Annotated in this window: 28 protein-coding genes and 1 tRNA gene; 9 read left to right on the forward strand and 20 right to left on the reverse strand. The window is 66.4% G+C overall.

Annotation, left to right across the window (positions count from 1 at the left end):
- From ssb to XM50_RS08165, 5 genes are all read right to left on the reverse strand, one after another.
- On the reverse strand, nucleotides 1-460 hold a 460-nt coding region (gene ssb / locus XM50_RS08145), incomplete at its 3' end, for a single-stranded DNA-binding protein (protein ID WP_046408817.1).
- Between the two features lie 8 nt (nucleotides 461-468).
- Nucleotides 469-2334, reverse strand: a complete 1866-nt coding sequence (gene feoB, locus XM50_RS08150; RefSeq protein WP_197075464.1) for a ferrous iron transporter B — start codon at nucleotides 2332-2334, stop codon at nucleotides 469-471.
- A gap of 1 nt (nucleotide 2335) precedes the next feature.
- Nucleotides 2336-2590, reverse strand: a complete 255-nt coding sequence (locus XM50_RS08155) for a FeoA family protein (RefSeq protein ID WP_046408818.1) — start codon at nucleotides 2588-2590, stop codon at nucleotides 2336-2338.
- A gap of 100 nt (nucleotides 2591-2690) precedes the next feature.
- Nucleotides 2691-3350: a COQ9 family protein gene (locus tag XM50_RS08160; RefSeq protein ID WP_046408819.1), complete on the reverse strand. Its 660-nt coding sequence runs from the start codon at nucleotides 3348-3350 to the stop codon at nucleotides 2691-2693.
- A 59-nt stretch (nucleotides 3351-3409) separates the two neighbouring features.
- Nucleotides 3410-4336: a DMT family transporter gene (locus XM50_RS08165; protein ID WP_046408820.1), complete on the reverse strand. Its 927-nt coding sequence runs from the start codon at nucleotides 4334-4336 to the stop codon at nucleotides 3410-3412.
- A 63-nt stretch (nucleotides 4337-4399) separates the two neighbouring features.
- Between XM50_RS08165 and XM50_RS08170 the strand changes: the two genes are divergently transcribed.
- On the forward strand, nucleotides 4400-5476 hold the full coding sequence (locus tag XM50_RS08170; protein ID WP_046408821.1) for an alkene reductase: 1077 nt from the start codon (nucleotides 4400-4402) through the stop codon (nucleotides 5474-5476).
- A gap of 52 nt (nucleotides 5477-5528) precedes the next feature.
- Here XM50_RS08170 and XM50_RS08175 read toward each other — a convergent pair whose 3' ends face one another.
- From XM50_RS08175 to XM50_RS20490, 9 genes are all read right to left on the reverse strand, one after another.
- Nucleotides 5529-5945, reverse strand: coding sequence for a SufE family protein (locus XM50_RS08175; RefSeq protein WP_046408822.1), 417 nt, complete (start codon nucleotides 5943-5945; stop codon nucleotides 5529-5531).
- 74 nt (nucleotides 5946-6019) lie between these two features.
- The gene (locus XM50_RS08180; RefSeq protein ID WP_046408823.1) at nucleotides 6020-6256 is read right to left on the reverse strand and encodes a hypothetical protein; all 237 of its coding nucleotides are present in this window, start codon (nucleotides 6254-6256) and stop codon (nucleotides 6020-6022) included.
- 20 nt (nucleotides 6257-6276) lie between these two features.
- Entirely contained in the window at nucleotides 6277-6501 is a 225-nt protein-coding gene (locus XM50_RS08185; RefSeq protein ID WP_046408824.1) for a hypothetical protein, read from the reverse strand.
- Nucleotides 6502-6556: 55 nt separating this feature from the next.
- Nucleotides 6557-6847: a hypothetical protein gene (locus tag XM50_RS08190; protein WP_046408825.1), complete on the reverse strand. Its 291-nt coding sequence runs from the start codon at nucleotides 6845-6847 to the stop codon at nucleotides 6557-6559.
- Between the two features lie 11 nt (nucleotides 6848-6858).
- Nucleotides 6859-7188, reverse strand: a complete 330-nt coding sequence (locus XM50_RS08195; RefSeq protein WP_046408827.1) for a hypothetical protein — start codon at nucleotides 7186-7188, stop codon at nucleotides 6859-6861.
- Nucleotides 7189-7217: 29 nt separating this feature from the next.
- Nucleotides 7218-7601, reverse strand: a complete 384-nt coding sequence (gene pspC, locus XM50_RS08200; protein ID WP_046408828.1) for an envelope stress response membrane protein PspC — start codon at nucleotides 7599-7601, stop codon at nucleotides 7218-7220.
- A complete protein-coding gene (pspB, locus tag XM50_RS08205) occupies nucleotides 7601-7888 on the reverse strand; it encodes an envelope stress response membrane protein PspB (protein ID WP_046408829.1) in 288 nt (95 codons plus the stop codon). Before pspB ends, pspC begins: the two co-directional genes overlap by 1 nt.
- Before the next feature lie 2 nt (nucleotides 7889-7890).
- Entirely contained in the window at nucleotides 7891-8559 is a 669-nt protein-coding gene (gene pspA, locus XM50_RS08210) for a phage shock protein PspA (RefSeq protein ID WP_046408830.1), read from the reverse strand.
- Between the two features lie 80 nt (nucleotides 8560-8639).
- The gene (locus tag XM50_RS20490) at nucleotides 8640-8780 is read right to left on the reverse strand and encodes a hypothetical protein (protein WP_164518968.1); all 141 of its coding nucleotides are present in this window, start codon (nucleotides 8778-8780) and stop codon (nucleotides 8640-8642) included.
- A gap of 227 nt (nucleotides 8781-9007) precedes the next feature.
- On the opposite strand from XM50_RS20490, the gene pspF reads away from it, so the two are divergent.
- From pspF to XM50_RS08230, 4 genes are all read left to right on the forward strand, one after another.
- On the forward strand, nucleotides 9008-10129 hold the full coding sequence (pspF, locus tag XM50_RS08215) for a phage shock protein operon transcriptional activator (RefSeq protein ID WP_231621903.1): 1122 nt from the start codon (nucleotides 9008-9010) through the stop codon (nucleotides 10127-10129).
- Between the two features lie 117 nt (nucleotides 10130-10246).
- Nucleotides 10247-10855: a superoxide dismutase gene (locus tag XM50_RS08220; protein ID WP_046408833.1), complete on the forward strand. Its 609-nt coding sequence runs from the start codon at nucleotides 10247-10249 to the stop codon at nucleotides 10853-10855.
- A 271-nt stretch (nucleotides 10856-11126) separates the two neighbouring features.
- Nucleotides 11127-12695: an alginate export family protein gene (locus XM50_RS08225; protein ID WP_197075466.1), complete on the forward strand. Its 1569-nt coding sequence runs from the start codon at nucleotides 11127-11129 to the stop codon at nucleotides 12693-12695.
- Nucleotides 12676-14055 (forward strand): serine hydrolase domain-containing protein, encoded by a 1380-nt coding sequence (locus XM50_RS08230; RefSeq protein WP_082102878.1) that lies wholly within the window; start codon nucleotides 12676-12678, stop codon nucleotides 14053-14055. The genes XM50_RS08225 and XM50_RS08230 overlap by 20 nt, the downstream gene beginning before the upstream one ends.
- 176 nt (nucleotides 14056-14231) lie before the next feature.
- On the opposite strand, the gene XM50_RS08235 is transcribed toward XM50_RS08230, so the two are convergent.
- From XM50_RS08235 to moaA, 3 genes are all read right to left on the reverse strand, one after another.
- Nucleotides 14232-14306: transfer RNA gene (locus XM50_RS08235), tRNA-Asn, on the reverse strand.
- A gap of 67 nt (nucleotides 14307-14373) precedes the next feature.
- Entirely contained in the window at nucleotides 14374-15153 is a 780-nt protein-coding gene (locus XM50_RS08240; RefSeq protein WP_046408834.1) for an NAD kinase, read from the reverse strand.
- Complete coding sequence (gene moaA, locus XM50_RS08245) at nucleotides 15150-16148, reverse strand: GTP 3',8-cyclase MoaA (RefSeq protein WP_443024647.1); 999 nt, start codon at nucleotides 16146-16148, stop codon at nucleotides 15150-15152. Before moaA ends, XM50_RS08240 begins: the two co-directional genes overlap by 4 nt.
- 116 nt (nucleotides 16149-16264) lie before the next feature.
- On the opposite strand from moaA, the gene XM50_RS08250 reads away from it, so the two are divergent.
- Genes XM50_RS08250 through XM50_RS08260 form a run of 3 tightly spaced genes read left to right on the forward strand, consistent with a single transcriptional unit; the run spans nucleotide 16265 to nucleotide 18706 of the window.
- The gene (locus tag XM50_RS08250; RefSeq protein ID WP_046408949.1) at nucleotides 16265-17827 is read left to right on the forward strand and encodes a GGDEF domain-containing phosphodiesterase; all 1563 of its coding nucleotides are present in this window, start codon (nucleotides 16265-16267) and stop codon (nucleotides 17825-17827) included.
- The gene (locus XM50_RS08255) at nucleotides 17824-18243 is read left to right on the forward strand and encodes a YybH family protein (protein WP_046408838.1); all 420 of its coding nucleotides are present in this window, start codon (nucleotides 17824-17826) and stop codon (nucleotides 18241-18243) included. Before XM50_RS08250 ends, XM50_RS08255 begins: the two co-directional genes overlap by 4 nt.
- 31 nt (nucleotides 18244-18274) lie before the next feature.
- A complete protein-coding gene (locus XM50_RS08260; protein ID WP_046408839.1) occupies nucleotides 18275-18706 on the forward strand; it encodes a DUF488 domain-containing protein in 432 nt (143 codons plus the stop codon).
- A gap of 33 nt (nucleotides 18707-18739) precedes the next feature.
- Here XM50_RS08260 and XM50_RS08265 read toward each other — a convergent pair whose 3' ends face one another.
- The 3 genes from XM50_RS08265 to XM50_RS08275 form a co-directional block, all read right to left on the reverse strand.
- Entirely contained in the window at nucleotides 18740-19105 is a 366-nt protein-coding gene (locus XM50_RS08265) for a DUF952 domain-containing protein (protein ID WP_331386564.1), read from the reverse strand.
- Nucleotides 19102-21888 (reverse strand): DNA gyrase subunit A, encoded by a 2787-nt coding sequence (gyrA, locus tag XM50_RS08270; protein WP_046408841.1) that lies wholly within the window; start codon nucleotides 21886-21888, stop codon nucleotides 19102-19104. The genes XM50_RS08265 and gyrA overlap by 4 nt, the downstream gene beginning before the upstream one ends.
- Nucleotides 21889-22002: 114 nt before the next feature.
- Nucleotides 22003-22659 carry an SDR family NAD(P)-dependent oxidoreductase gene (locus XM50_RS08275; protein WP_046408842.1) on the reverse strand — a complete coding sequence of 219 codons (657 nt, stop codon included), beginning with the start codon at nucleotides 22657-22659 and terminating at the stop codon, nucleotides 22003-22005.
- A 124-nt stretch (nucleotides 22660-22783) separates the two neighbouring features.
- Between XM50_RS08275 and XM50_RS08280 the strand changes: the two genes are divergently transcribed.
- Nucleotides 22784-24079, forward strand: coding sequence for a tetratricopeptide repeat family protein (locus tag XM50_RS08280; protein WP_046408843.1), 1296 nt, complete (start codon nucleotides 22784-22786; stop codon nucleotides 24077-24079).
- The last annotated feature ends 96 nt before the right edge of the window (nucleotides 24080-24175 follow it).

Raw genomic sequence — 24175 nt, forward strand, 5'->3', positions numbered from 1 at the left:
CGCCGCCGCCGCCGCCGCCACGACCGCCGCCGAAGCCGCCACCACCGAAATCATCGCCGCCGCCGAAGTCATCACGCGGGCCACCGCCGCCGCCGCCGGCATTGCCGCCGGGTCCGTCGAGCATGGTCAGCACGCTGTTGAAGCCCTGCAGCACGATTTCGGTCGAGTAGCGGTCCTGGCCCTGCTGGTCCTGCCACTTGCGGGTCTGCAACTGGCCCTCGATGTAGACCTTCGACCCCTTGCGCAGGAAGCGTTCGGCGACGTTGGCGAGACCTTCGTTGAAGATCGCCACCGAATGCCATTCGGTCTTTTCCTTGCGCTCGCCGGTGTTGCGATCCTTCCAGCTTTCGCTGGTCGCGATGCGCAGGTTCACCACCTTGCCGCCGTTCTGGAACGAGCGCGACTCGGGATCGCGACCGAGGTTGCCGACGAGAATGACCTTGTTGACGCTGCCTGCCATGAAGTTCCTCAGAGACCCGCGGCGACCGCGAGCCAGTATGTGATTCCGGCCATGATGTAAGCGGCGGCGAACAGATAGCCAACCATGAACAGCGGCCACTTCCACCCATTTGTCTCGCGTCGGGTGATCGCGATGGTGGACACGCATTGCGGCGCGAAGACGAACCACATCAGGAAGGCGAGCGCGGTCGGCAGCGACCAGCGGCGCTGGAGGTTCTCGACGATCGTCCGCGCCCCTTCCGCATCCTCCGGATCATCGACCGCATAGACGGTGCCGATCGCGGCGACCGCCACTTCGCGTGCGGCCATCGCGGGGATGAGCGCCAGCGCGATTTCGTGATTGAAGCCGATCGGCTTGACCACGACCTCGATCCCCGAGGCGATGCGGCCGGCGATCGAATAATCGACCTGGCTCTGCCCGTCGGGCGCCTTGGGGAAGCTGAGCAGCAGCCACAGGATAACGGTGGTGGCGGCGATGATCGTGCCGGCGCGCTTCAGGAAGAGCATCGCGCGGCTCCACAGGCCGATCGCGATGTCGCTGAGGCGCGGTACCTGATATTTCGGCATCTCCATCATGAAACCGGAGGACTCGCCGCTCGTCACCGTCCGGCGAAGCACCAGCGCGGCGACGAACGCGCCGAGGATGCCCGCGATATAGAGGCCGAGCAGCACCAGCCCCTGCAGGCCGACGCCAGGCAGCACCTGAGAGTTGGGGATGAAGGCGCCGATGATGATCGTGTACACCGGCAGGCGCGCCGAACAGGTCATCAGGGGCGCGATGAGGATGGTGGTCAGTCGGTCCTTTTCATCGCTGATCGTTCGGGTCGCCATGATGCCGGGGACGGCACACGCGAAGCTGGAGAGCAGGGGGATGAACGCGCGCCCCGACAGGCCGACGCCGGCCATCAGCCGATCCATCAGGAAGGCTGCGCGGACCATGTAGCCCGATGCCTCCAGCACGAGGATGAAGGCGAACAGGATCAGGATCTGCGGCAGGAAGACGACGACCGCGCCGACGCCGGCGATGAGGCCGTCGGTGAGCAGCGACTGGAACAACCCTTCCGGCACGCCGGCGCGGACAACCCCGTCGAGCCAGGCCATGCCATCCTCGATCCAGCCGATCGGCGCTTCCGACCAGCTGAACACCGCCTGGAACATGACGAACATGAGCGCGAGCAGCAGGATCGGGCCGAACACCGGGTGGAGCGCGATCGAATCGAGCGCATGGTTCCAGCGGCGGGTGGGCGTCTCGCTGACCGTGGCGAGGCGGGAGAGTTCGCGTGCGCGGCGCTGGAAGGTTGCGATCGGTTGATCGGCGGTGAGATCGCGCGGCGCGGCGGGACGGTCGGCGGAAGCGCCGCCGTCCACCATCTGGGTGAGCGCGGCGCGCAGCGTGTCGAGGCCGCGCTTGCGCACCGCCACCGTCGGGATGACGGGTACGCCCAGCTCCGTCGCCAGCGCCTCTGCGGAAAGGGTGAGGCCATCACGCTCGGCCAGGTCGACCATGTTGAGCGCGATCACCACCGGCAGGCCGAGCGCGATCAGTTGCAACGCAAAGCGCAGGTGAAGATCGAGATTGGCGGCATCGACCACGACGATCAGCGCGTCGGGGCGACGCTCCCCCGCCTGCTTGCCGAACAATACGTCGCGGGTGACCTGTTCGTCAGGCGAGGAAGGATCGAGGCTGTAAGTGCCGGGAAGGTCGACGAGCTCGATCGGGCGGCCGTCGTCGAGTGCCAAGCGGCCGGAGTGCCGCTCCACGGTGACGCCGGGGTAGTTGCCGACTTTCTGCCGGGCGCCGGTCAGCGCGTTGAACAGGGCGGATTTGCCGGCATTGGGATTGCCGACGAGCGCGATCAGCGGAAGATTGCTCATGTCAGTCGGCCGTCACCGTGATGGCGGCGGCGACGTTGCGCCGCAGGGCCACGGTCATGCGGCCGATGCGGCAGGCGACGGGGCCGCGGAACAATGTCGCGCGGTGCATCACCTCGACATGGACGCCCTCCTCAAAGCCGAATTCGCGCAGGCGGCGCGCCTCGGGCGTGGCGAGCCGGTCCCAGGCAATGGCGGTTACCGTTGCCGGACGGCGAACAGGGAGCGATTCGAGCGGGAGGGGAGAGGAAGCAAGCACGGCGCCGCTGTATCGGAGATGCGAACGATTATCAATTCCGATAGCGGCTGCGGTCGAACCCGGATGCGCCCGCGAACAGGCGCAGGGCCGGGCTGGCGAGTCAGACCACCGGGTAGCGCAGGCGGCCGACGAAGCGGCTGAGGCTGGGCCGGTGGCGGGCGCGGCGGACGATGCCGGCCTTCGCCTTTTCGAAGCGCATGATGCCGTCGATCCGGCGGCCGAGGAAGGCGCGTGTCTCGGCATAATCCTCGCTGTCGTCATCGAGGAAGACGGTGATGGTGGCGCCGTAGACCGCCAGCAGCATCCCGCGCTTGGTATAATGATTATAGTCGGTCGCCTTGTCGCCGGCGGCGCGCCACATGGCGTCGACGCTGCGCCAGCCGAGGCGGGTGGCGGTGGCGAGGTTCTGCGGCATGGCGAGGATCGCGAGCGCGCGGCGCAGCGCCTCCCGATGGGGAGCGGTGGCGGCAAGGCGCGCCTCGACCAGCGCGGTGATGCGCTGGCGGATCTTCATCGCGGCGAGCGTTTCCGGCGGCAAAGCGGCGAGCATGTCCAGATCGATCGTTTCGAACCATGCGTCGATCATCGCCACCGGGCCGCCCTCAAAGGCGAGCGCGGCGACATCGCGATCGATGTTCTCGCCATCCGCGGCATAATCACGCGCGGTGTCCGACCAGCCGTCAAAGGCCGCATTTTCCGCGATGGCAGGCGCGAGACGCAGGCGGATCTCGTCGAGGGTGAGGTCTGCGGGATCAGTCATGCAATGCTTATACGCCGCAATCGGCCGCGGGGTACCATTCTCTTGTGCGACGCATGCGCTCAGGCGCCGGACACGGGAGGCAAGGGCAGGGGTCGGGGCGGCGCGATGCGCACCAGCACCAGCGCGATCGCCACGAGTGCGGCACCGACGAAATCGGCGACGCCCAGCGTCTCGCCATAATAAAGCCAGCCGACCAGGGCCGCGACGATCGGCTGGGTGAGCAGTGCGAGGCCGATGACCAGCGGGCTGAGCCGGCCGAGCGCATAGATCATCAAGCCCTGACCAAGCACCTGGCTGAGCAACGCGAGCGAGATCAGCGGGGTCCAGTTCGCCGGCATGATCTTTTCGCCCAGCACCAACGCCGACACGAGCAGCGGCAGGATCGCTGCCGCCGAGGAGAAGCCCAGCGCGGGGAGGGGGGCCATGGTCTGCCGCGCGCGCGACATGAGGATGAAATAGCCGGCGTAGAGAAGGCCGGCGAGCAGGCAGAGGAGGTCACCAATGAAGTTCTGCGGCGCAAGCTGATAGGAGCGGCCCATCAGCAAGGCGGCGCCGATCGCGGCGAGGGCCAGCGCCAGCCCCTGCGTCCGCGTGGGCCAGGCACGGGCGACGAGGAAGCCGTAGAGCGGAAACACAAAGGTCGCCGCGTTGCCGAACAGGGTCGCGTTCGCAAGCTTCGTATGATGGATTCCGAGGTGCCAGGCCGCGAGATCGCCGGCGAACAACACGCCCGAGCCGATCAATATCCAGCCGAGCCCACGGACGCTGGAGAGCAGCCGGCCGCCAGTGGCCGCCGCCAGCACGAGGAGCACCGGAGTCGCCAGGCTGATTCGCCAGAAGGCCGCGGCCACCGGGCCGACATCAGTCAGCCGGACGAACCACGGACCGAAGGCGAGCGCCACGTTGCCCACCATCAGTGCGGCAAATGCGACCGCGTTGCCGCTTTCGCGCGATACAGCTTTTCTTGTGGTCGGACCCTCGTGCATGTTGCCCCCTAACCCCCTAGATCGGGGGAGTCCCGTGGCAAAATGAAACGGAAGGGAGATTGAATGCCGAGCTTGTTTGACCCGATCGAACTTGGGGCGATCCGCGCCGCCAATCGCGTGCTGATGGCGCCGCTGACGCGCACCCGCGCCGACGCCAACCACGTGCCGACCGAGATGATGATCGAATATTATCGCCAGCGCGCCGGCGCCGGGGTGATCATCTCCGAAGCGACCGGAATCAGCCCGCAGGGCCTGGGCTGGCCCAATGCGCCGGGCATCTGGAACGACGCGCAGGTCGAGGCGTGGAAGCCGATCACCGAGGCGGTGCACAAGGAGGGCGGCAAGATCGTCGCGCAATTGTGGCACCAGGGCCGGCTGGCGCGTCCCGACGTGAACAAGCTGCAGCCGCTGTCGGCGTCCGCCACCCGTGCGCCCTATCCGATCCCGGAAAAGAACCCTTATGGCGAAGCGCGTGCCGCCACGCTGGACGAGATCAAGGAAGCGATCGAGCAATATGCCCAGGCCGCGCGCAACGCGCTGAAGGCCGGGTTCGACGGCGTTCAGCTGCACGGCGCCAATGGCTATCTGATCGACCAGTTCCTGCGCGACAACACCAACCTTCGCGATGATGATTACGGCGGCTCGCCGGAAAACCGCATCCGGTTCATGAAGGAAGCGGTGCAGGCGGTGATCGCGGCCGCGGGCGCGGAGCGGACGTCGATCCGGCTGTCGCCCAATGGCGAGACGCAGGGTGCCGACGACAGCAACCCCGAAGCGGTCTTCATCCCGGCGGCCAAGGTGCTCGACGAGCTGGGCATCGCGTTCCTTGAGCTGCGCGAGCAATCGCCTGACGGCACCTTTGGCGCGTCGAGCGTGCCCAAGCTGAGCCCGCAAATCCGCAAGGTGTTCACTCGCCCGCTGGTGCTGAACCAGGATTACACGCTGGAGAAGGCGCAGGCCGATCTGGATTCGGGGCTGGCCGATGCGATCGCCTTCGGCCGCGCGTTCATCGGTAACCCTGATCTGGTTGACCGGCTGCGTGAGGGCCTGCCGCTGGCGCAGGACAACCCCAAGACGTGGTATTCGAAGGGCCCCGAGGGCTATATCGATTATCCGGCCTACAAGGCCGAGGCGGCCTGAACCGGCGCGCCGCCCTTCGCGACGCGCGGAGGGCGGCGAACCGTCGATGATCCTAGAGGTAGCGCGCGGCGGTTTCGCGGATCAGCGCGATCATGTTGGGAATGCCCTGCGTCCGGTTGGAGCTGAGCTGGTTGCGCAGATCGAACGGGGCCAGCGCGCCCTCGATATCGGTGGCGGCGATCGCCTGCGGTGTCGCGTCCTGCACGGTCTTCAGCACCAGCGCGATGATCCCCTTGGTGATCGCGGCGTTGCTGTCGGCGAGGAAGTGCAGCGTGCCGTCGTCGTTGCGGGTGGGATAGACCCACACCGCGGCGGAGCAGCCGCGCACCAAGGTCGCATCGGTCTTCAGCGCATCGGGCATCGGCTCGAGCGCGCGGCCGAGATCGATCAGCAGGCGATAGCGATCGTCGGCATCGAGGAATTCATATTCATCGCGAAGATCGGCAAGTTCGGGCGCGGCGTCTGACATCGCGCGGGGACTAGCGGCTTGCCGGAACAGCGGCAACCGGGCGGGTCACGCCCGCGCCGGGCAGAGGGGGTGGATCAAAGGTCCACCCCGGCGGCGATCGCCTCCAGCTTGCGGATGCGTTCGCGCAGGTCGGCAATCTCGATGCGGGCGCTGGTCGCCGCATGGGGCGCGCGGGCATCGGCCTCCTGGCGCAATTGCTGCTCCTTCAGCCGCAGCCAGCCGCGCCAGCCGGCGAGGCCGGCCGAAACCAGCATGGCAAGGCCGGCGAGCGCAGCGGTTGCCATGATCATATAGAAGCCGGGGTCAGGCATGACGTTGCTCCTCCTCGAACTCAGCGGTCGCGCAGCTCTTCGATCTGACGGCTCAGATCGGCGCTGCCGTGATTGTCGGTGATGACGCGTTCCAGGACCGCGATCCGCTCCTTGAGCTGGCGGATTTCCTCGCGGCTGGCGATCGCGTCGGCGGGTAACGCATGATCATCGGCGTCTCGCAGCCCGCGGTACTTCTCGCGCTGCATCCGGGTAACGGCCGTGATCAACACGATCGCGATGACCATGAAGGCGACAGACCATGGCATCGATCAACTCCTTGAAGAGGGGATATTTTCTTGTTCAGTTGGGACGTTCGATGCGCGGCGGCGTCTCGCGCAGCTGCTCGATCTCGTCGGCCAGGACCACGCCGCGGTCGGTGACGATCCGTTCCAGCACGCGCACCCGCTGTTCCAGCCGTTCGGTATGGGCGGCATATTGCGCCGCCTTCTCCGCGGTCTGGGCATTGAGCGCCTCGGCCATTTTCTCCTTGTGCCGAAGCCAGCGGCGGAAGGAGTCCCCGCCCACGCCGAGGATCACCGGCAGCCCCACCACGATCATGAAGAACAGTAGAACAAAGCTGTACTTTTCCATGGTCCCGATCCTCAGTTGGCGCGGTCGCGCAGCTGCTCGATCTCCTGGCTGAGCAGGTGGCCGCTGTCGGTGACGATCCGTTCGACGTTCTGCAGGCGATCCTTCATCGAGCCGAGTTCGGCGCGAAGCTGGCCGTTTTCCTGCGTCAGCAGCTTCACCCGCTCGATCGTTTCATCGTCGCGCTTGGGATAGAGCGCCTGACCCCATTGGCCGTCGAGCGGATAGCCGTTGCGGATGCGCATCCAGGTCGTCGCGACCCAGCCGAGCATGGCGGCGACACCGACCGTGGCGATCACGGGGGCAAGGGCGGAGAAGAGCTGGATCTTTTCGGCGGCGGTCATGGCCTCTCCCTTTCATATTGGCGCGGCAATCAGCGCAGGCGCTCGATCTCTTCGGCGAGCTGGGTGTTGCGGCTGGTGTAGTGCGTCTCGATGTCGGCGAGGCGACGGTCCAGCTCGCGGAACTTGGAGCGGACCTCCGCCGTGGTGCGCTTCGGGTTCGAGCGCACGCCCTGCCAGAATTTCGCATCCTCCGGCGATCCGTAGAGGTTCGCAGGCCGGTCGCTCGCCATCCAACCGATCAGCAGATAGGCGATCAGCGTCCAGGGGAAGCCCCCGGCGAGGGTGAGCAGGATCAGCCCGATGCGGACCCACAGAACCTCGATTCCGGTATAGTCGGCGATCCCGGCGCACACGCCCTTCCACTTGCGTTCCTGCCGGTTGAGGTAAAATTTGGTGCGGCTGTTGTCGGCCATCAGTTCCTCCGCAGGTTCCGGTCTTCGAGCCGGTAGTCGGGTTCAGAGCGGTAGTCGGCGATGCCGGGGCGGAAATCGGGATTGTCGGCAGCGACGATGCGCTCCACCGTATTCACCCGATCCTCGAGCCGCTTCGCCAGCGAGTGGAGTTCGTCGAGCAGCGCCTCATCCTCGGTGGTCATGCCGCCGGGCGACTGCTTCCACTTGGTGACATAGTGCATGATCAGCCAGGGCAGCCCGATGAAGAGCATGCCCACGACGAAAACCGGTACGAGCACCTCTTCCATCATCAATTGTCCTTCTTCAGGCGCGCCTTGAGCGCGGCGAGTTCGGCGTCGATCTTGTCCGAGGCCTTGAGCTCGGCGATTTCCTCGTCGAGGCTCTTGGGCAGCGCGCCCAGGCCCATCGCATCGGCGCGGCCCTCCGCCTCATCGACCTTGCGTTCGAGCATCTCGAACCGGCTGAAGGCATCGTGCGTGCGCGGCCCGTTCCACATTTCGCGCAGGCGGGAGCGGTTGTTGGCGCTTTCCAGCCGGGTGGCGATGTTGTTCTGCCGGGTCCGCGCCTCGCGCAGCTTGTTCTGCAGCTTGGCGATGTCTTCCTCGGAGGAGCGGAGCGTGTCGTCGAGGACGGCAACCTCGGCGCGAAGCTGCTCGATCATGTCGGACGCCTTCTGGCGCTCAATCAGCGCCGCCTTGGCAAGGTCCTCGCGATCCTTCGACAGCGCAAGCTCCGCCTTTTCGGTCCAGTTCGACTCGATATCGGAAAGCTTGGCCATGTGGCGGCGCATCTCCTTGATATCGGCGATCGTCCGTGCCGCCGACGCACGCACCTCGACCAGCGTCTCCTCCATCTCCAGGATGATCATGCGGATCATCTTGGCCGGGTCTTCTGCCTTCTCGAGCAGTTCCGCCATATTGGCGGCGACGATGTCGCGGGTACGGGAAAAGATGCCCATCAACGAAACTCCTGGTGATGCCCTTTTATAGGCTTGCCGCCGGGGCGAAGCGAGGGAAAGACCCGCCCCGGCGGCGCCGTTCACGCGATCACGCGAACGAGGGGGGTAGCGGCCGAGCCCGCCTGTGCCGGCCCGACCGCGCCGACCACCATGGTGGTGCTGAAGACGATGGTGCAGGCGATGGCGGCGAGAGTGCGGCCGAGCGAAGCGAAGTTGGTCATGGTGTATCTCCCTACCTGATCTGTCAGACCCGACGTTGCGGGTATGCCGAAGTGCTTTGCAGGGGACGTGCCAATTTCACTTGGCGCAGTTTCGCCGAGCTTCAACTTTTTCCCGCAACGACCAAAATACGCGCAAAAACAGCGATATAGATCTGGTGGGCACCAGCCGGATGCCGCCGCCCGCGTGATTTGCTGCGCTCAAACACATATTGCCAAGCATTGGGAAAATGCGCCAAGGCTTGGGCGGGGCAGGGTGGAGCGACATGGTCGAACGGGCGACTCAAGTGATCGGTCAGTCGGGCGCGTTCCTCGACGCGCTGGAGCGCGCCAGCCGTGCAGCGGCGCTTGACCGGCCGGTTCTGGTCATCGGCGAGCGCGGCACCGGCAAGGAGCTGGTCGCCGAGCGGCTCCATCGCCTGAGCGGGCGGTGGGACCAGCCGCTGGTCATCATGAACTGCGCCGCGCTGCCCGAGACGCTGATCGAGGCGGAATTGTTCGGCCATGAGGCGGGCGCGTTCACCGGCGCGACCAAGGCGCGAGTCGGGCGGTTCGAGGAGGCCGATGGCGGTACCTTGTTTCTCGACGAACTCGGCACCTTGTCGATGGGGGCGCAGGAGCGGCTGCTGCGGGCGGTGGAATATGGCGAAGTGACCCGCATCGGCGCGTCGCGCCCGATCCGCGTCGACGTGCGCATCGTCGCGGCGACCAACGAACATCTGCCCGACAAGGTGGAGCGCAACGAGTTTCGCGCCGACCTGCTCGACCGTCTGTCCTTCGAGGTGGTGACGCTGCCGCCGCTGCGTGCGCGCAAGAGCGACATCATCGTGCTGGCGGACCATTTCGGACGGCGCATGGCGGCGGAAATGGGGTGGGAGCGGTGGCCCGGCTTCGCCCCGGCGGCGCAGGAGGCGCTGCGCGAGTATCGCTGGCCCGGCAATGTGCGCGAATTGCGCAACGTGGTGGAGCGCGCCGTCTATCGCTGGATGCACGAGGGGCCGATCGAGACGATCGAGTTCGATCCGTTCCAGTCGCCCTATCGGCCCGGCGCCGGAAGCGGCGATGGCGGCGCCCGGCCGGCACCGTCGATGCTCGCCATGCCGACACCGCCCATGGCGTCGCAGCCGTCACAGCAGCCCGGCGCGATGACCGAGGGGGACGAGGTGGCGGCGTGCGACGTCGGCCCATCGGACTTCAAGAGCCGCGTCGCCTTGTTCGAGCGCGAATTGCTGTCGCGCGCGTTGGCCGAGAACCGGTTCAACCAGCGCGCGACGGCTGATTCGCTGGGGCTGACCTATGACCAGCTGCGCCATGCGTTGCGCCGCCACGACCTGATCGGGGCGGGCGGCTGAGGCCCACTGCAAGCGGCGATGCGCGATCGTTGAATCGGAGCGGTTGCGTAACGAGCATGCGGGAGCCATTTGGGTGGCGTCGCGTTCGATAGCGCGAACCCCAGAAGGAGGAATTTCATGGCATTCGAACTGCCGCCGCTGCCGTACGACTATGACGCGCTGGAGCCGGTCATCTCCAAGGAGACGATGACCTACCACCACGACAAGCATCACGCAGCCTATACCGCCAAGCTGAACGAGGGCGTCGCCGCCGATCCGAAGCTGGAAGGCAAGTCGATCGAGGAAATCCTCGGCATGATCTCGTCGTTGCCGCCGCTCGTGCGCAACAATGGCGGTGGCTATTGGAACCACGACTTCTTCTGGAAGATCATGACCAGCCCGTCCAAGAGCGGCCAGCCGACCGGCGCGCTGAAGGATGCGATCGATGCCTATGGCGGCCTCGACAAGCTGAAGGAAGACTTCAACGGCAAGGGCGCGGCGCAGTTCGGCTCGGGCTGGGCGTGGGTCATCAAGGATTCGTCCGGCGCGCTGAAGGTCGTGTCGACGCCGAACCAGGACAATCCGCTGATGGACGATGCCAAGGACAAGGGCACGCCGATCCTGGGCAATGACGTGTGGGAACACGCTTATTACCTCACCTACAAGAACGATCGCCCCGGCTATCTGAAGGCGTGGTGGGACGTGGTGAACTGGGAAGAAGTCGGCCGTCGTTTCGACGCCGCCTGACCAGCAGCTATCCGGTCATTGATCGGGCAGGGAAGCGGGTGGACCTGACCGGGTCCGCCCGCTTTTCTTGTTTGTGGGCACGGCGGCGAGCACGCCGATTTACGTAGAACATCCAATGTCCGGCATCGGGCATAGGCATATCCTTTTCCGTCATGTGGGCCGGGTATTCACCGTATCGGATCAGTTCATCGCTTCCGGCGCCGGCTGCTCTCGATCATACTTCCGCTTCGCTGCCGACGGACCGCCCGCGGGCGGAGAGGACGGGCGCGCGATGATCGCCGACATGGGCGCGCCGCAGATCGTCATCGTCGAGCTGGTGGAGGATTGCCGTGGTCGTCCCGATTGCGCTGTCCGCGCCGAGCGACCCGCCGACGCGCAGGCGGAAGATGAGATTCGCCGCGCGGGGCAGTCGAGCCTTCCGGAAGGCGGCCCCTCGGCGCTGCAATCCGACCAGCTGCCCAGCAGGTACGCGCCCGCGCATGATGTCACGTCGCTGTACGACAAGGACGGGTGGAAGCTGCGCTGGTACTTCCAGGGCGGGCTGAACCTGGTCAGCGAGACGAACCTGTTCTGGGACTTCGCGTCGGTCTACGCGCCGGACGCGAAGTTCAATTCCGACCAGACGTGGCTGGAGGGGTACGTCAAACCGGGCATCGGGTTCGACAAGACCTTCGCCGACGGCAACGTCTTTTACGGCAAGCTGTCCGGCGTGGCATCGCGCACCTGGGGCACGGACGCGTTCGATGCGCGCAACAAGGGCGCCGTGACGCTGGAAGAGGCATATCTCGGCTTTCGCACGACGAACCAGCCGACCACCTTTGACGTGTCGCTGGGGCCGCGGGAATTGCAGCTGGGCAGCGGCATGCTGATCGCCAATGGCGGCACCAGCGGGTTCGATCGCGGCGCGCTGAAATTCGGGCCGCGCAAGGCGTGGAAGCAGGCGGCGATCGCGCGGGTCAAGAACGGCCGGCAGACGATCACCGGCTATTTCATCGAACCCAATGAGCTTCCCTCCAACGATGGCAACAACCAGCTGGCGGGCAGTGACGTGCGCTATGATACGCCCGAGGGCGACTTCGTCGGCTTCACCTACGTCAACGTCCTGCGATCCAGCTCCCCCTACATCCGCGCTGCGGCGGGCGGGCTGGGGGAGCCGACGATCATCCCCGACGGGCGCGACCATCTGAATGCGATCAACCTGTATTTCAACGCCACCGGGCACAGCGGGGCGGTGCGCAACTGGTTCGTCACTGGCGACCTGGCCTATGAATGGAACAACCGGATCAACATGTCCGCCTGGGCCGCGCGGGCGCAGATCGGCCATAATTTCGCTGACCTGCCGTGGACGCCGACGCTCAGCTATACGTTCAAGATATTCTCCGGCGACGATCCCACCACGCCCAAGCTGGAGCGGTTCGACCCGCTCTATTACGAGGGATCGCCGGGTGCCTGGGCCACTGGCTCCAAATCGTCGATGGTGTTCATCAATTCCAACCTGAGGGCGCTGGAACTGGCGCTGGCGGTGCAGCCGTCCAAGAAGGACGCGCTGACGCTGCGCTATGCCTATATCAACGTGGACAAGCTCGCGAGCCCGATCCAGTTTGGCCAGGCAACCCGGCTGGTGTCGACGCCCAGCGGGTTCAACCTGATCGCCGGGGTGACCAAGCCGCACCTCTCGGACGATATCTTCCTCGAGTACAACCACGTCTTTTCACAGAACGTGTTCCTCACCGCGGGTGTGAGCGCGTCCTTCCCCGGCGCCGGGATCAAGGCGGCCTTTCCCGACAAAAGCCCCCCCATCTGGTCAGGAGCGTTCGTCAATGTCGTGGTCAATTACTAAGGCCGCCGCGCTTGCGGCGGTATGCTCGGCGTCGCTCGCCGCGGTGGCGATCTCCAGCGCGGGCGCGCAGGAGGGAACCAAGGCCAGCAGCAGCAGCACGCAGCCGCCGCCCCTGTCGGCGCAGGCGTCCGACCCGCGAGTGATGGGATGGATGCAGGGGTTCCCGCCGCCGCCGGACAAGATCATCCGGCAGCCGCAGTCCGACTATTTCAGCTTCCCGAAGCTGCGCTGGTCAGTGTGCCACCTGCGCCAGTTCCTGCCGACGGTGCGCATCAGTCGCGGGATCGGCGACCCGGTGCCGCTGGCCTATGCCGAAGCGCCGATGGTGCGGCGGCGCACCAGCGAGATCAACGCGCTGACCTTCACCCCGCTCAACTCGAACACGCCGATGACATGGGAGCAATCGCTGGCGGCCAATTACACCGATGGCATGCTGATCATGCACCGGGGGCAAGTGATCTACGAGCAATATAACGGGTGCCTGACCGCCGAGGGCGTCCATGCGGCGATGTCGATGACGAAGTCGCTGACCGGGCTGCTCGCCGAAATCCTGGTCGCGGAAGGGAAGATCGATCCGAATGCACCGGTGACCAAATATGTGCCGGAAGTGAAGAACAGCGCGTTCGGTACCGCCACGGTCCGCGACGTCATGAACATGACCACGGGCCTCGATTATTCGGAGGATTACACCGATCCGAACGCGGGCGTGTGGAAATATGCCGAGGCTGCCAGCCCGCTGCCCAAGCCGGCGGATTACAAGGGCCCCAACGGCTATTGGGAATATCTGGCGCAGATCAAGCCGGAGGGGCGCAACGGCGAGGCGTTCCACTACAAGACGCCCAATGCGGACATGGTGGGCTGGATCGTCACGCGGGCGAGCAACCGCTCGGTCGCCGACCTGGCGTCCGAGCGGCTGTGGCGCCCCATGGGGGCAGAGCAGAGCGCCTATATGACGGTGGACGGCAATGGCGTGCCCTTTGCCGGCGGCGGCCTCAGCGCAGGGCTGCGCGATATCGCGCGGCTGGGGCTGCTGGTCATGAACGAGGGGGTGATCAACGGCAATCGCCTGTTCCCGGCCGCTGCGGTGCAGGCGCTGCGCCGGGGCGGAGACCCGAGGAAGTTCGGCGATGCCTATCCGGCGCTGAAAGGCGGCAGCTACACCGGATTGTGGTGGATCTATCCCTGGGACGGCAAGGTCGTAGCCGCGCGCGGCGTGCATGGGCAGGCGATCTACGTCGACTTCGAAGCGCAAATGGTGATCGCGCGCTTCGCCTCGATGCCGTGGGCAAGCAACGCCTATAATGATCCGGTGTCGATGCCGGCGTTCCGGGCGGTGGCCAATTATCTGAAGACCAAGTGAGCGCAGCTTCACGGCAGGGTGAGCAAGGCTGGCGGCGGGTGCCGGGTGCATGATCGAACGTGCGACGCTCGCGGCCCGCCAATTGCGACGTTCGTGCCCGGACAAGGCGGCGACCGTTGCAGCAACATGATGGTGGGAAGGATCGCTGGCGCATGATGCGGGGCGACCGGCCCCGCTGGCTCCCTGAGTAGGATTCGAACCTACGGCCGCTCGATTAACAGTCGAGAGCTCTACCGCTGAGCTATCAGGGAACGCTGCGGGAGGCGCGTCTTTAGCCGGATTCTGGCGGCTTGCAACCCCCCGATTGCCGGATTTTTCTCAGACGATGAACTGTTCCATCGTAATCCGGTCATCCAGCGCGTGGCCGGGGTCGAACAACAGCGTCAATTCGCGTGCGCGATCGATCGCAATGTCGACCTCGCTAACCTCGCGGATCTCGCGCTGGTCGGCCACGGCGGAGACGGGGCGCTTGTTCTGGTCGAGCACGCGCAACTTGATTCGGGTCTTGTCAGGCAGGATCGCGCCGCGCCAGCGCCGCGGGCGAAAGGCGCTGATCGGGGTGAGCGCGATCAGCGCGGAGCCGAGCGGCAGGATCGGACCGTGCGCGGAGAGGTTGTAGGCGGTCGAGCCGGCCGGCGTCGCGACGAGGATGCCGTCACAGGCCAGTTCCTCCAGCACGACGCGGTCGTTGACCGACACCTCAAGCTTCGCCGTCTGGCGGGTTTCGCGCAGCAGCGACACTTCGTTGATCGCGGGAACGGTGTGGATGCGGCCGTCCGCCCCGGTCGCGGTCATCAAGAGCGGCGTCACCTTCACCGCGCGGGCGCTTGCGAGGCGTTCCTCCAGATCGTGCTGGCGCCATTCGTTCATCAGGAAGCCGACGGTGCCGAGGTTCATCCCGAACACCGGCACGCTGGAGCGGCGCGCGTCGAGCAGCGAGTGGAGTACCTGCAGCATGAAGCCGTCGCCGCCTAGCGCGATCACCAGATCGGCTTCGTCGATGTGGCACCAGTCCCACGCGTCGGCGAGCGCGGCCCGCGCCGCCTGGGCTGACGCGGTCGGCGAGGCGAGCAAAGCCCGCCGGGGGTAAAGCGTCATCCGCCGGTCACGCTCATATGCCGCGCCACGGCGGGCGCTGCCCCGCGTTCGATACGGAAATCGTGCCGCGCGGGCTTGCCTGCGATTCCGAGCCGGATGGCATCGTCGAGCGCGGCGACGCCCCCGGTGCGCAAGGCATGTTTGAGATCCACCTGATCCTCATGCCCCAGGCATGAATAGAGTCGGCCCTCCGTCGTCAACCGCACGCGGTTGCACCCGTCACAGAAATTGGCGGTGAGCGGGGAGATCAGCCCCAGCCGGGTCGCCGTGCCGTCGACACGCCAGTAGCGGGCAGGCCCGCCGGTGCCATTGGTGTCGCGGGTCAGCGCGAAGCGGCTCGACAAGCGATCGAACACGGCCGTCAGCGGCAGGAACCGGTCAGTGCGATCCTCATCAATCGCGCCGAGCGGCATGGTTTCGATGAGCGTCAGATCATGGCCCTGCGCCATGCACCATTCGAGCATAGGGGCGATCTCATCCTCGTTCAGCCCCTTCAGCGCGACCATGTTGATCTTGATCGCGAGCCCGGCGCGGTGACCGGCGGCGATCCCGTCGAGCACCTGCGCGACGTCTCCGTGGCGCGTGATATGCCGGAACAGCGCCGGATCGCGGCTGTCGAGGCTGACGTTGACGCGGCGCATCCCGGCGGCGACCAGCGCCTCGGCATGTTCAGCCAGCCGCGTCGCGTTGGTCGTCATGGTGAGTTCGTCGAGGCCGCGGTCGACATGGCCGCCGAGCCGATGCGCCAGTTCCACCACGTCGCGGCGCACCAGCGGCTCCCCGCCGGAGAGGCGGATCTTGCGCACGCCAAAGGCGATGAAGCGTTCGGCGATGACGGCGATTTCCTCGAGCGCCAGCAGCCGATTGCGCGGCAGGAAGGTCATCTTCTCCGCCATGCAATAGCGGCAGCGGAGATCGCAGCGATCCGTCACCGAAATGCGCAGGTAGCGGATCGACCGGCCAAAGCCGTCGATCAACGCGGTGGCGGCCGGCATTTCTCCCATATCGGAACAGCTAAGGACTGTTGGGCGGGGGAACAAGGGCTGGTGCATGGTTGCTGCAACGCGCGGCGCCCCATACGGCCGCAATGGTGAGCACAAAAACGGGCGATATGACCGAAGTGGCGCTGGGCAGCGGTTGCGAGCCGCTGACCGATCTTGTTCGATCGCTGGGGTGGCAGGCCGGCGGCGATACCGCCGATGTGCGGGTGATCTGTGCGGCAGCCGGGCCTGAAGCAGTGGCGGCAGAAGGGGTGGCCGCAGCCCGCGCACGGGCCGCGCTGGTCGTGTTGCTGGCGCGTGAAGAGAATGCGGCGGCGGCGTATGAGGCGGGCGCGACGCATGTCTGCTTGGCGGGTGCGGCCCCCGACGTGCTGTGCGTTACCTTGCGGCTGGCGGCGCGGCATGCCCGCCGTCTGCGGGGTGCCGGGCAGTTCCGCCGCGCGGGCGAGCCGGGCGAGGGCGGCGTCGAGCGGTTCGTCGAGACGCTGCCAACGGACGAGCCGGTCGCCGTCGCAGTCATCTCCATCACCCGATTCGACACGGTCAACGTCGCTTATGGCCGCGCGGCCGGTGACAGCCTGCTTCGCCAAGCCGGCGCCCGGATCGCCCTGACGCTGCCAGCGGCGGCGGTGATCGAGCGTGACAATGGCGCAGGGTTCATCATCGCGCTGCGTGAGGATGCCGCGGGGACGTCAGCACGTATCGCGGCGATGGAGATTGCGCTGGGGCGGCGTTTTTCCCTGGGCGAGGAGGAAGCAAGCGTCGGCGTGCGGATCGGGCTGGCGCATCGCTGGCCGGGGGAATCGGTCGCATCACTCGTGCGGCGTGCCCGCGACGCGCTGGCGCTGGCGTCGACGGGCGAGGGGGCGGCCGTGCGGATCGCCGGGCAGCCGCTGGCGGGCAACGGGATCGACCTGGCGGCCGACCTGCATCGTGCGATGGACCGCGGCGAGATCGACATCCTGTTCCAGCCGCAGGTGGAGATTGCCAGCGACCGGATCGTCGGGGTGGAGGCGCTGGCACGCTGGGAGCATCCGCGGCACGGGGTATTGGGCGCGAGCACGCTGTTTGCCGCCGCGGCGCGTGCCGGGCTGGGCCTGCCACTGTCCGAGCATATCCAGTCGCTGGCGCTGCGCCGCGCGGGAGCGTGGAGCGGGGCGCTGGCCGAGCTGCGCGTGGCGGTCAACGTCACCGCAACCGATCTCGCGCGTGCCGATTTCGCCGCGCATTTCATGGCAATGGTCGATCAGGCCGGCATTGCGCCGCAGCGCGTGACGGTGGAGGTGACCGAAAGCGGCATGGTGACCGACCTGCCGCTCGCGGCGGAGCGGTTGCAGCAGCTTCGCGGCGCGGGGCTGAAGGTGGCGATCGACGATTTCGGTACCGGCTATTCGAGCCTTGCGTACCTGAAGGCGCTGCCGCTCGATTACCTGAAGATCGATCGCAGCATCACGCAGGACATCATGGGCGGGCCGCGCGCGCGGGTGGTGGTCAGCGGCGTGATCGCAATCGCCGCCGGGCTGGGGCTGCGCACGATTGCCGAGGGGGTGGAGAGCGTCGCCGAACGCGACCTGCTCGCCTCCGAAGGCTGCGACCTCTATCAGGGATTTCTGCGGGCGGGGCCGGTCGACGAAATGACGCTTGCGCGGCTGATCGGAGGGGAGAGCATATGACCATCGTCGCATTCGCCATCGCGCAGGCTGTCGCCGCCGCCGCGGCAACCGCCAGTCCGCAGGCAGCGATCGAAACGGAACTGGCCGCCAGCGCGGCCGGGTGGAACAGCAGCTCGCTCGATCGGTTCATGTCGGTCTATGCCGATGATGCCGTCTATTCCTCCGGCAAGGACATGGTGCGGGGCAAGGCCGCAATCGCCAAGCGCTACGCGGGCAGTTTTGCCGAGGGCGGCAATGCGCGTGGGCGGCTGTCGTTTCAGCCCGCCGCGTGGCGGACGATCAGCAACGTCCACATGCTGCTGGTGGCGCGATGGACGCTGACCCCGGCGAGCGGCACGGCGCAGACCGGCCTCACCACCTTGTTGTTCGAACGGCGCAAGGACGGCTGGCGGATCATCGCCGACCACAGTTCCTGAGCGGCACCGTCCGCGCATCAGAGGAGCGCGCATGACCATCTTCACCATCGGTTATGAAGGGGTGACGATGGATGAGTTCATCGCCGCCCTGCACAAGGCGGGGGTGGAGCGGGTGATCGACGTGCGTGCCCTGCCGCTGTCGCGCCGGCCCGGTTTTTCCAAGTCGACGCTGGCGGCATCGCTGCAGGCGGCCGGGATCGACTATGTCCATCTGAAGGCGCTGGGGACGCCAAAGCGCGGGCGCGACGCGGCCAAGAAGGGCGACGTCGCGACGCTGCGCGAGGTCTATGACGATCAGCTGGCGCTGCCCGAGGCGCAGGCCGCGGCAGCGCAGATGCGGGCGCTGGCGGCGGAAAAGCCGAGCGCGCTGCTGTGTTACGAGCGTGATCCCTGCCACTGCCACCGCACCCTCCTGTTGCAGGAAGAGGGTGGGGGCGAGAAGGTGGTCGACTTGTACGCCTGAACCGGCGCGAGAGCAGGGTGATCGGTGCGGCGCTCAGCCCGTGACGGGCAGGCGCACCGCGCCGTCGTGATCGCGCTCCATCGGGCTGTAGGCGACGACCGTGTCGAGCGTCATCGGGGCGTAGAGGTGGGGGAAGAGCTGCCCGCCGCGGCTCTCCTCCCAGCGGATCTTGTCGCCAAGCGCCTCGAGATCGACGGCGGCAATGTGCAGGTCGTGCTGGCCAGCGAAATGCTTGTCCACCGTCTCGGTCAGCTGCGCGGCGGTGGAGAGGTGGATGTAGCCATCCGCCAGGTCCACCGGCGCGCCGGCGAAGGAGCCCTCATGCTCCAGCGCCGCCATCTGGTCGGCAGTCAGCACCTTGTACGCGGTCGTGATCTGAGCTGCCGTCGGGTCTGTCACTGGCCATCCTCCGGGCCGGCGGCGGCATCATCGCCGACCGTCGCGCCGGTATCGGGAGCGATTTCAGGCGGCGAGAGTTCCGCCGCGACCGCTTCCTCGGCGGCATTTTCGGGCTCCGGCTCCTCATCGATCCGCGCACAGCCGACGACATGTTCGTTGTCGCTGACGTTGAACAGGCGCACGCCGGCCGAGTTGCGGCCGATCACGCGCAGGCTGGCGAGCGGCATGCGGATCAGCTTGGCCTGATCGGTGACGAGCATCAGCTGGTCGTTCTTGCTCGCCGGGAAGCTGGCGACGACCGGGCCGTTGCGACCGATATTGTCGATGTTGGTGATGCCCTGACCACCGCGACCGGTGCGGCGATATTCGAACGCCGAGGACAGCTTGCCATAGCCATTCGCGCAGACGGTGAGGATGAACTGTTCGTGCGCGCGCAGGAATTCGAACCGGTCCATCGGGATCTGCGGCTCGCCCTCACGCTCCGTCGCCTTCCAGGGGGCGAAGCGCAGATATTCCTCTCGCTCCTCCTGCGTGGCGCCGGTGCGGTGCAGGATCGACAGCGAGATCACCTCGTCGCCGGGCGCGAGGCGCATGCCGCGCACGCCGGTGGAGTTGCGGCTCTGGAATTCGCGAACGTCGCTGCCCGGGAAGCGGATCGCCTTGCCCTGACGGGTGGCGAGGAGGACGTCGTCATTCTCCTCCAGCAGCGCGACGCCGATCAGGCGATCGTCGATGTCGTCGCCTTCGAACTTCATCGCGATCTTGCCGTTTGAGGGCACGTTGGTGAAGGCGTCCATCGCGTTGCGGCGCACGCTGCCGCGCGCCGTTGCGAACATGACGTGGAGCTTGCCCCATTCCGCCTCGTCCTCCGGCAGCGGCAGGACGGTGGAGATCGTCTCGCCCGGCTGCAGCGGCAGGAGGTTGATCATCGGGCGGCCGCGGGTGTTTGCGCTGCCCTCGGGCAGGCGCCACACCTTCATGCGATAGACGCGGCCGAGCGTGGAGAAGAACAATACCGGCGTGTGCGTCGAGGTGACGAACAGGCTGGTGACGGCATCCTCGTCCTTGGTCGCCATGCCGCTGCGGCCCTTGCCGCCGCGCGCCTGGGCGCGGAACGCCTCAAGCGGGGTACGCTTGATATAGCCCTGCATGGTCACGGTGACGACCATGTCCTCGCGCTCGATCAGATCCTCGTCATCGATGCCGTCGGCGGCAGCGGCGATTTCGGTGCGGCGCGGGGTGGCGAAGAGCGCGCGAACTTCGGTCAGTTCCTCGCGCATCACCGCATAGAGCTTCACGCGGTCGGCCAGGATCGCGAGCAGCTCGGCGATCGATTCGGCCAGCGTCTTGAGCTCGTCGCCGATCTCGTCACGGCCGAGCGCGGTGAGACGGTGCAGGCGCAGGTCGAGGATCGCGCGGACCTGAATTTCCGACAGGCGATAGGTGTCGCCGGTGATCTCCGTCTCGACCGCCTCGACCAGCTTGATGTAGCCGGCGATCTCCGCAATCGGCCAGTCGCGCGCCATCAGGGCAGCGCGCGCCTCTGCCGGCGAAGAAGAGCCGCGGATCATCCGGACGACCTCGTCGAGGTTCGTCACGGCAATGACGAGGCCGAGCAAGATGTGCGCCCGATCGCGCGCCTTCGCCAGTTCGAACTTCGAGCGGCGGGTAATGACCTGCTCGCGGAACTGGATGAAGGCGGCGATAATCTCGCGCAGCGGCAGCATCTCCGGCCGGCCGCCGCGGATCGCAAGCATGTTGGCGGGGAAGCTGCCCTGTGCCGGCGTGTGACGCCACAGCTGGTTCAGCACCACCTCGGGCGTGGCATCGCGCTTCAGTTCGATGACGACGCGAACACCGTCGCGGTTCGATTCGTCGCGGACGTCGCCAATCCCCTCGATCCGCTTGTCCTTCGCGGCCTCGGCGATCTTTTCGACCAGCGCGTTCTTGCCCTGCTGGTAGGGAATCTCGGTGAGGACGATCGAGCGGCGCTCGCCGCGCCCTTCCTCGATGACATAGCGCGAGCGGACGATGATCGAGCCGCGGCCCGTCTCATAGGCGCTGCGCGCGCCGGCGCGGCCGAGGATGACGGCGCCGGTCGGGAAATCCGGCCCGGGCACGATCTCCATCAGTTCCTCGGTCGTCAGCGGCTCTCCGCCGCTGATCGCGCGATCGAGATAGGCAAGGCAGGCGTCGACGACTTCGCCCAGATTGTGCGGCGGGATGTTGGTCGCCATGCCGACCGCGATGCCGCCAGCGCCGTTGACGAGCAGGTTGGGGAACCGCGCCGGGAGAACCGAGGGTTCGCTTTCCGAGCCGTCATAGTTCGGCTGGAAATCGACCGTGTCCTTGTCGAGATCGTCGAGCAGGTAATCCGCGACACGCGACAGGCGCGCCTCGGTGTAACGCATCGCGGCGGGCGGATCGGGATCCATCGAGCCGAAGTTGCCCTGGCCGTCGATCAGCGGCGCGCGCATCGACCAGTCCTGCGTCATGCGCGCCAAGGCGTCATAGATCGCAGTATCGCCGTGCGGGTGGTATTTACCGATCACGTCACCGACGATGCGGGCCGATTTGCGGTACGGCCGGTTGTAGGTGAAGCCGCTTTCGTTCGCCGAATAGAGGATGCGCCGGTGCACCGGCTTCAACCCGTCGCGAACGTCGGGGAGCGCGCGTGCCACGATCACGCTCATCGCGTAATCGAGGTAGCTGGTCTTCATTTCCTCGACGATGGAGATCGGCGCGATATCCGAAGGGTCGGCGAGGACGGTCTCGTCGGTCAAAACGCTACTTTCGGGTTAGGAATTCTGGTGCCCCCGCTCTAGGCCGGCGCAACAGAAATGTCACGCGCGCGTACGGGCGCGCAGGGGTGGTGCAAAGGCCGCGTCGGAATGCGGTCAGGGCGCGATCTCCGCGCCGTCCCAGGCGAACAGCCGGCCGCTGTCCTGCGGCTTCAGCCCGTCGATCACGTCGAGCAACTGCACCGCCGCGCGATCCGGCTTGAACAGGTCGCGTCCGGCCTGCTGGAACGGTTTGGACAGCCGGGTGTCGACGGTGCCGGGGTGGAGGCCAACGACGATGCCGCGGTCGTTGCGGCGCTTGTCCTCGATCCCAAGCGTGCGGATGAGCTGGTTCAGCGCGGCCTTGCTGGCGCGATAGCCGTACCAGCCGCCCAGCCGATTGTCCGAGATGCTGCCGACCCGCGCCGAGAGGAAGGCGAGCACCGAACGCCCCTGTTTTGGCATGACCGGCAGGAAGTGCTTGGCGACCAGCGCGGGGCCAATGGTGTTGATCGCATATTGGCGCGCAAGCCACGCGGGATCGAGCGCGGCGATCGACTTTTCCGGGCCGTCATCGCCATCGTGCAGGATGCCGGTGGCGACGATCACCAGTTCTGGGGCGCCGGCCGCGGCGGCGGCAGCGGCAACCGTCGCCTCGTCGAGCAGGTCCAGCTCGGGCCGGGCAAAGCGGCGGACGACCGCGCCTTCTTCTTCCAGCGCGTCTGCGAGCGCCCGTCCGATGCCGCCGCTTGCGCCAATGATTGCCGTTTTCATGAAGAAACGGCTAGGCGTGCAAATCATTACGTTCAATGTCCGTTCAGCGCGCTTTCTTGATGGAGCGACGAGAGGGCACTAAGCGTCTATTCAAGTGTTCACGCCTCAAAGGAGAGCAGTTTTCATGAAGAGCATTTCCCGCGTCGCCTTTGCGGCGGCGCTTATGGCCGGTGTAGCGGGCGTTGCCGTGTCGACCCCGGCCGTCGCTCAGAAGAAGAATGAGCAGAAGGGTGGCGGCCCGTCGCTGAAGCTCAGCAAGGACGTGCAGAATGCCGCCGCCGCCGCGCAGACCGCGATCGGCGCGAAGGACTTTGCCGCCGCCGCGACCGCGCTGAGCACTGCGCAGGCTGCCGCGAAGAGCGACGATGATCGCTATATCGTCGCCGCGCTGCAGCTGCAGAGCGAGGCCGTGAAGATCCAGGACGCACGTGCCGCCAACCAGCAGGTCAACGAAGCGGGCCTGAAGGCGCCGCTCGAAGCGCTGATCGCCAACCCGAAGACCCCGGCGGTCGACGTGGCGAAGTACAATTACCAGCTCGGCATCATGGCGGCGAACGCCAAGGACAATGCCGGCGCGATCAACTATTTCCAGCGCGCGCAGCAGCTTGGCTACAATGATCCCAACCTGCCGCTGCAGATGGTCAAGCTGAAGATGGATTCGGGCGACGTGGCCGGCGGCGCCGCGGAGCTGGAGAAGGCAATCGACGCGCAGGTCGCGGCCGGCCAGAAGCCGAGCGAGGACCTGTACAAATATGCCATCGCGCAGACCAACAAGAAGCGCATGGGCCCGCAGACGGCAAACTGGATCAAGAAGTGGGTCGTCGCTTACCCGAGCGCCAAGAACTGGCGTGACGGCATCGTCACCTATGGCATGACGCAGCAGAGCGCGGTCACGCTGGACAAGGGGCAGAAGGTCGACCTGTATCGCCTGATGCGTTCGGCCAAGGCGCTGGCCGACCAGTATGACTATGAGACCTATGCGCAGTGGACCTATGACCTGGGCCTGCCGCACGAGACCAAGGCAGTGCTCGACGAAGGCAAGGCATCGGGCAAGATCCCGGCGAACAGCCAGTCGGCCAACGACCTGATGCGAGTCGCCAACCAGGCGATCGCCAGCGAAGGGTCGCTCGCGCCGGTCGAAGCAAAGGCCAAGGCGGGCGCCAACGGCCGCATCGCGCTGAACACGGGTGACGCGTACCTGGGCATGGGCAACTATGCCAAGGCGATCGAACTGTATCGCGTCGCGCTGCAGAAGGGTGGCGTCGACGCGGACGTGGTGAACACCCACATCGGCATCGCGCTCGCCAACTCGGGCGACAAGGCTGGCGCCAAGGCCGCCTTCGCCGAGGTGAAGACCGCGCCGCGCACCGACATTGCGTCGCTGTGGTCGGTCTACCTGGACAACCCGCCGACGGCCTGATCCGCGCGGATTGACCATATGGAAAGGGGCGGCCGAGGCCGCCCCTTTTTTGTTGCGTGTGTGGTCCGGTGAAAGCGTGGGTTCGCTGGCGTCGGG

It is taken from the genome of Sphingomonas sp. Ag1, assembly GCF_000980895.1.
GTDB classification, from domain to species: domain Bacteria; phylum Pseudomonadota; class Alphaproteobacteria; order Sphingomonadales; family Sphingomonadaceae; genus Sphingomonas; species Sphingomonas panaciterrae.

What these genes read in the sequence shown, in the direction of transcription:
- feoB (WP_197075464.1), bottom strand. Translation starts at nt 2,334, where the DNA reads ATGAGCAATCTTCCGCTGATCGCGCTCGTCGGCAATCCCAATGCCGGC.
- XM50_RS08160 (WP_046408819.1), bottom strand. Translation starts at nt 3,350, where the DNA reads ATGACTGATCCCGCAGACCTCACCCTCGACGAGATCCGCCTGCGTCTC.
- XM50_RS08165 (WP_046408820.1), bottom strand. Translation starts at nt 4,336, where the DNA reads ATGCACGAGGGTCCGACCACAAGAAAAGCTGTATCGCGCGAAAGCGGC.
- XM50_RS08170 (WP_046408821.1), top strand. Translation starts at nt 4,400, where the DNA reads ATGCCGAGCTTGTTTGACCCGATCGAACTTGGGGCGATCCGCGCCGCC.
- XM50_RS08175 (WP_046408822.1), bottom strand. Translation starts at nt 5,945, where the DNA reads ATGTCAGACGCCGCGCCCGAACTTGCCGATCTTCGCGATGAATATGAA.
- XM50_RS08180 (WP_046408823.1), bottom strand. Translation starts at nt 6,256, where the DNA reads ATGCCTGACCCCGGCTTCTATATGATCATGGCAACCGCTGCGCTCGCC.
- XM50_RS08185 (WP_046408824.1), bottom strand. Translation starts at nt 6,501, where the DNA reads ATGGTCATCGCGATCGTGTTGATCACGGCCGTTACCCGGATGCAGCGC.
- XM50_RS08190 (WP_046408825.1), bottom strand. Translation starts at nt 6,847, where the DNA reads ATGGAAAAGTACAGCTTTGTTCTACTGTTCTTCATGATCGTGGTGGGG.
- XM50_RS08195 (WP_046408827.1), bottom strand. Translation starts at nt 7,188, where the DNA reads ATGACCGCCGCCGAAAAGATCCAGCTCTTCTCCGCCCTTGCCCCCGTG.
- pspC (WP_046408828.1), bottom strand. Translation starts at nt 7,601, where the DNA reads ATGGCCGACAACAGCCGCACCAAATTTTACCTCAACCGGCAGGAACGC.
- pspB (WP_046408829.1), bottom strand. Translation starts at nt 7,888, where the DNA reads ATGGAAGAGGTGCTCGTACCGGTTTTCGTCGTGGGCATGCTCTTCATC.
- pspA (WP_046408830.1), bottom strand. Translation starts at nt 8,559, where the DNA reads ATGGGCATCTTTTCCCGTACCCGCGACATCGTCGCCGCCAATATGGCG.
- XM50_RS20490 (WP_164518968.1), bottom strand. Translation starts at nt 8,780, where the DNA reads ATGACCAACTTCGCTTCGCTCGGCCGCACTCTCGCCGCCATCGCCTGC.
- pspF (WP_231621903.1), top strand. Translation starts at nt 9,008, where the DNA reads ATGCGCCAAGGCTTGGGCGGGGCAGGGTGGAGCGACATGGTCGAACGG.
- XM50_RS08220 (WP_046408833.1), top strand. Translation starts at nt 10,247, where the DNA reads ATGGCATTCGAACTGCCGCCGCTGCCGTACGACTATGACGCGCTGGAG.
- XM50_RS08225 (WP_197075466.1), top strand. Translation starts at nt 11,127, where the DNA reads ATGATCGCCGACATGGGCGCGCCGCAGATCGTCATCGTCGAGCTGGTG.
- XM50_RS08230 (WP_082102878.1), top strand. Translation starts at nt 12,676, where the DNA reads ATGTCGTGGTCAATTACTAAGGCCGCCGCGCTTGCGGCGGTATGCTCG.
- XM50_RS08240 (WP_046408834.1), bottom strand. Translation starts at nt 15,153, where the DNA reads ATGACGCTTTACCCCCGGCGGGCTTTGCTCGCCTCGCCGACCGCGTCA.
- moaA (WP_443024647.1), bottom strand. Translation starts at nt 16,148, where the DNA reads ATGCCGGCCGCCACCGCGTTGATCGACGGCTTTGGCCGGTCGATCCGC.
- XM50_RS08250 (WP_046408949.1), top strand. Translation starts at nt 16,265, where the DNA reads ATGACCGAAGTGGCGCTGGGCAGCGGTTGCGAGCCGCTGACCGATCTT.
- XM50_RS08255 (WP_046408838.1), top strand. Translation starts at nt 17,824, where the DNA reads ATGACCATCGTCGCATTCGCCATCGCGCAGGCTGTCGCCGCCGCCGCG.
- XM50_RS08260 (WP_046408839.1), top strand. Translation starts at nt 18,275, where the DNA reads ATGACCATCTTCACCATCGGTTATGAAGGGGTGACGATGGATGAGTTC.
- XM50_RS08275 (WP_046408842.1), bottom strand. Translation starts at nt 22,659, where the DNA reads ATGAAAACGGCAATCATTGGCGCAAGCGGCGGCATCGGACGGGCGCTC.
- XM50_RS08280 (WP_046408843.1), top strand. Translation starts at nt 22,784, where the DNA reads ATGAAGAGCATTTCCCGCGTCGCCTTTGCGGCGGCGCTTATGGCCGGT.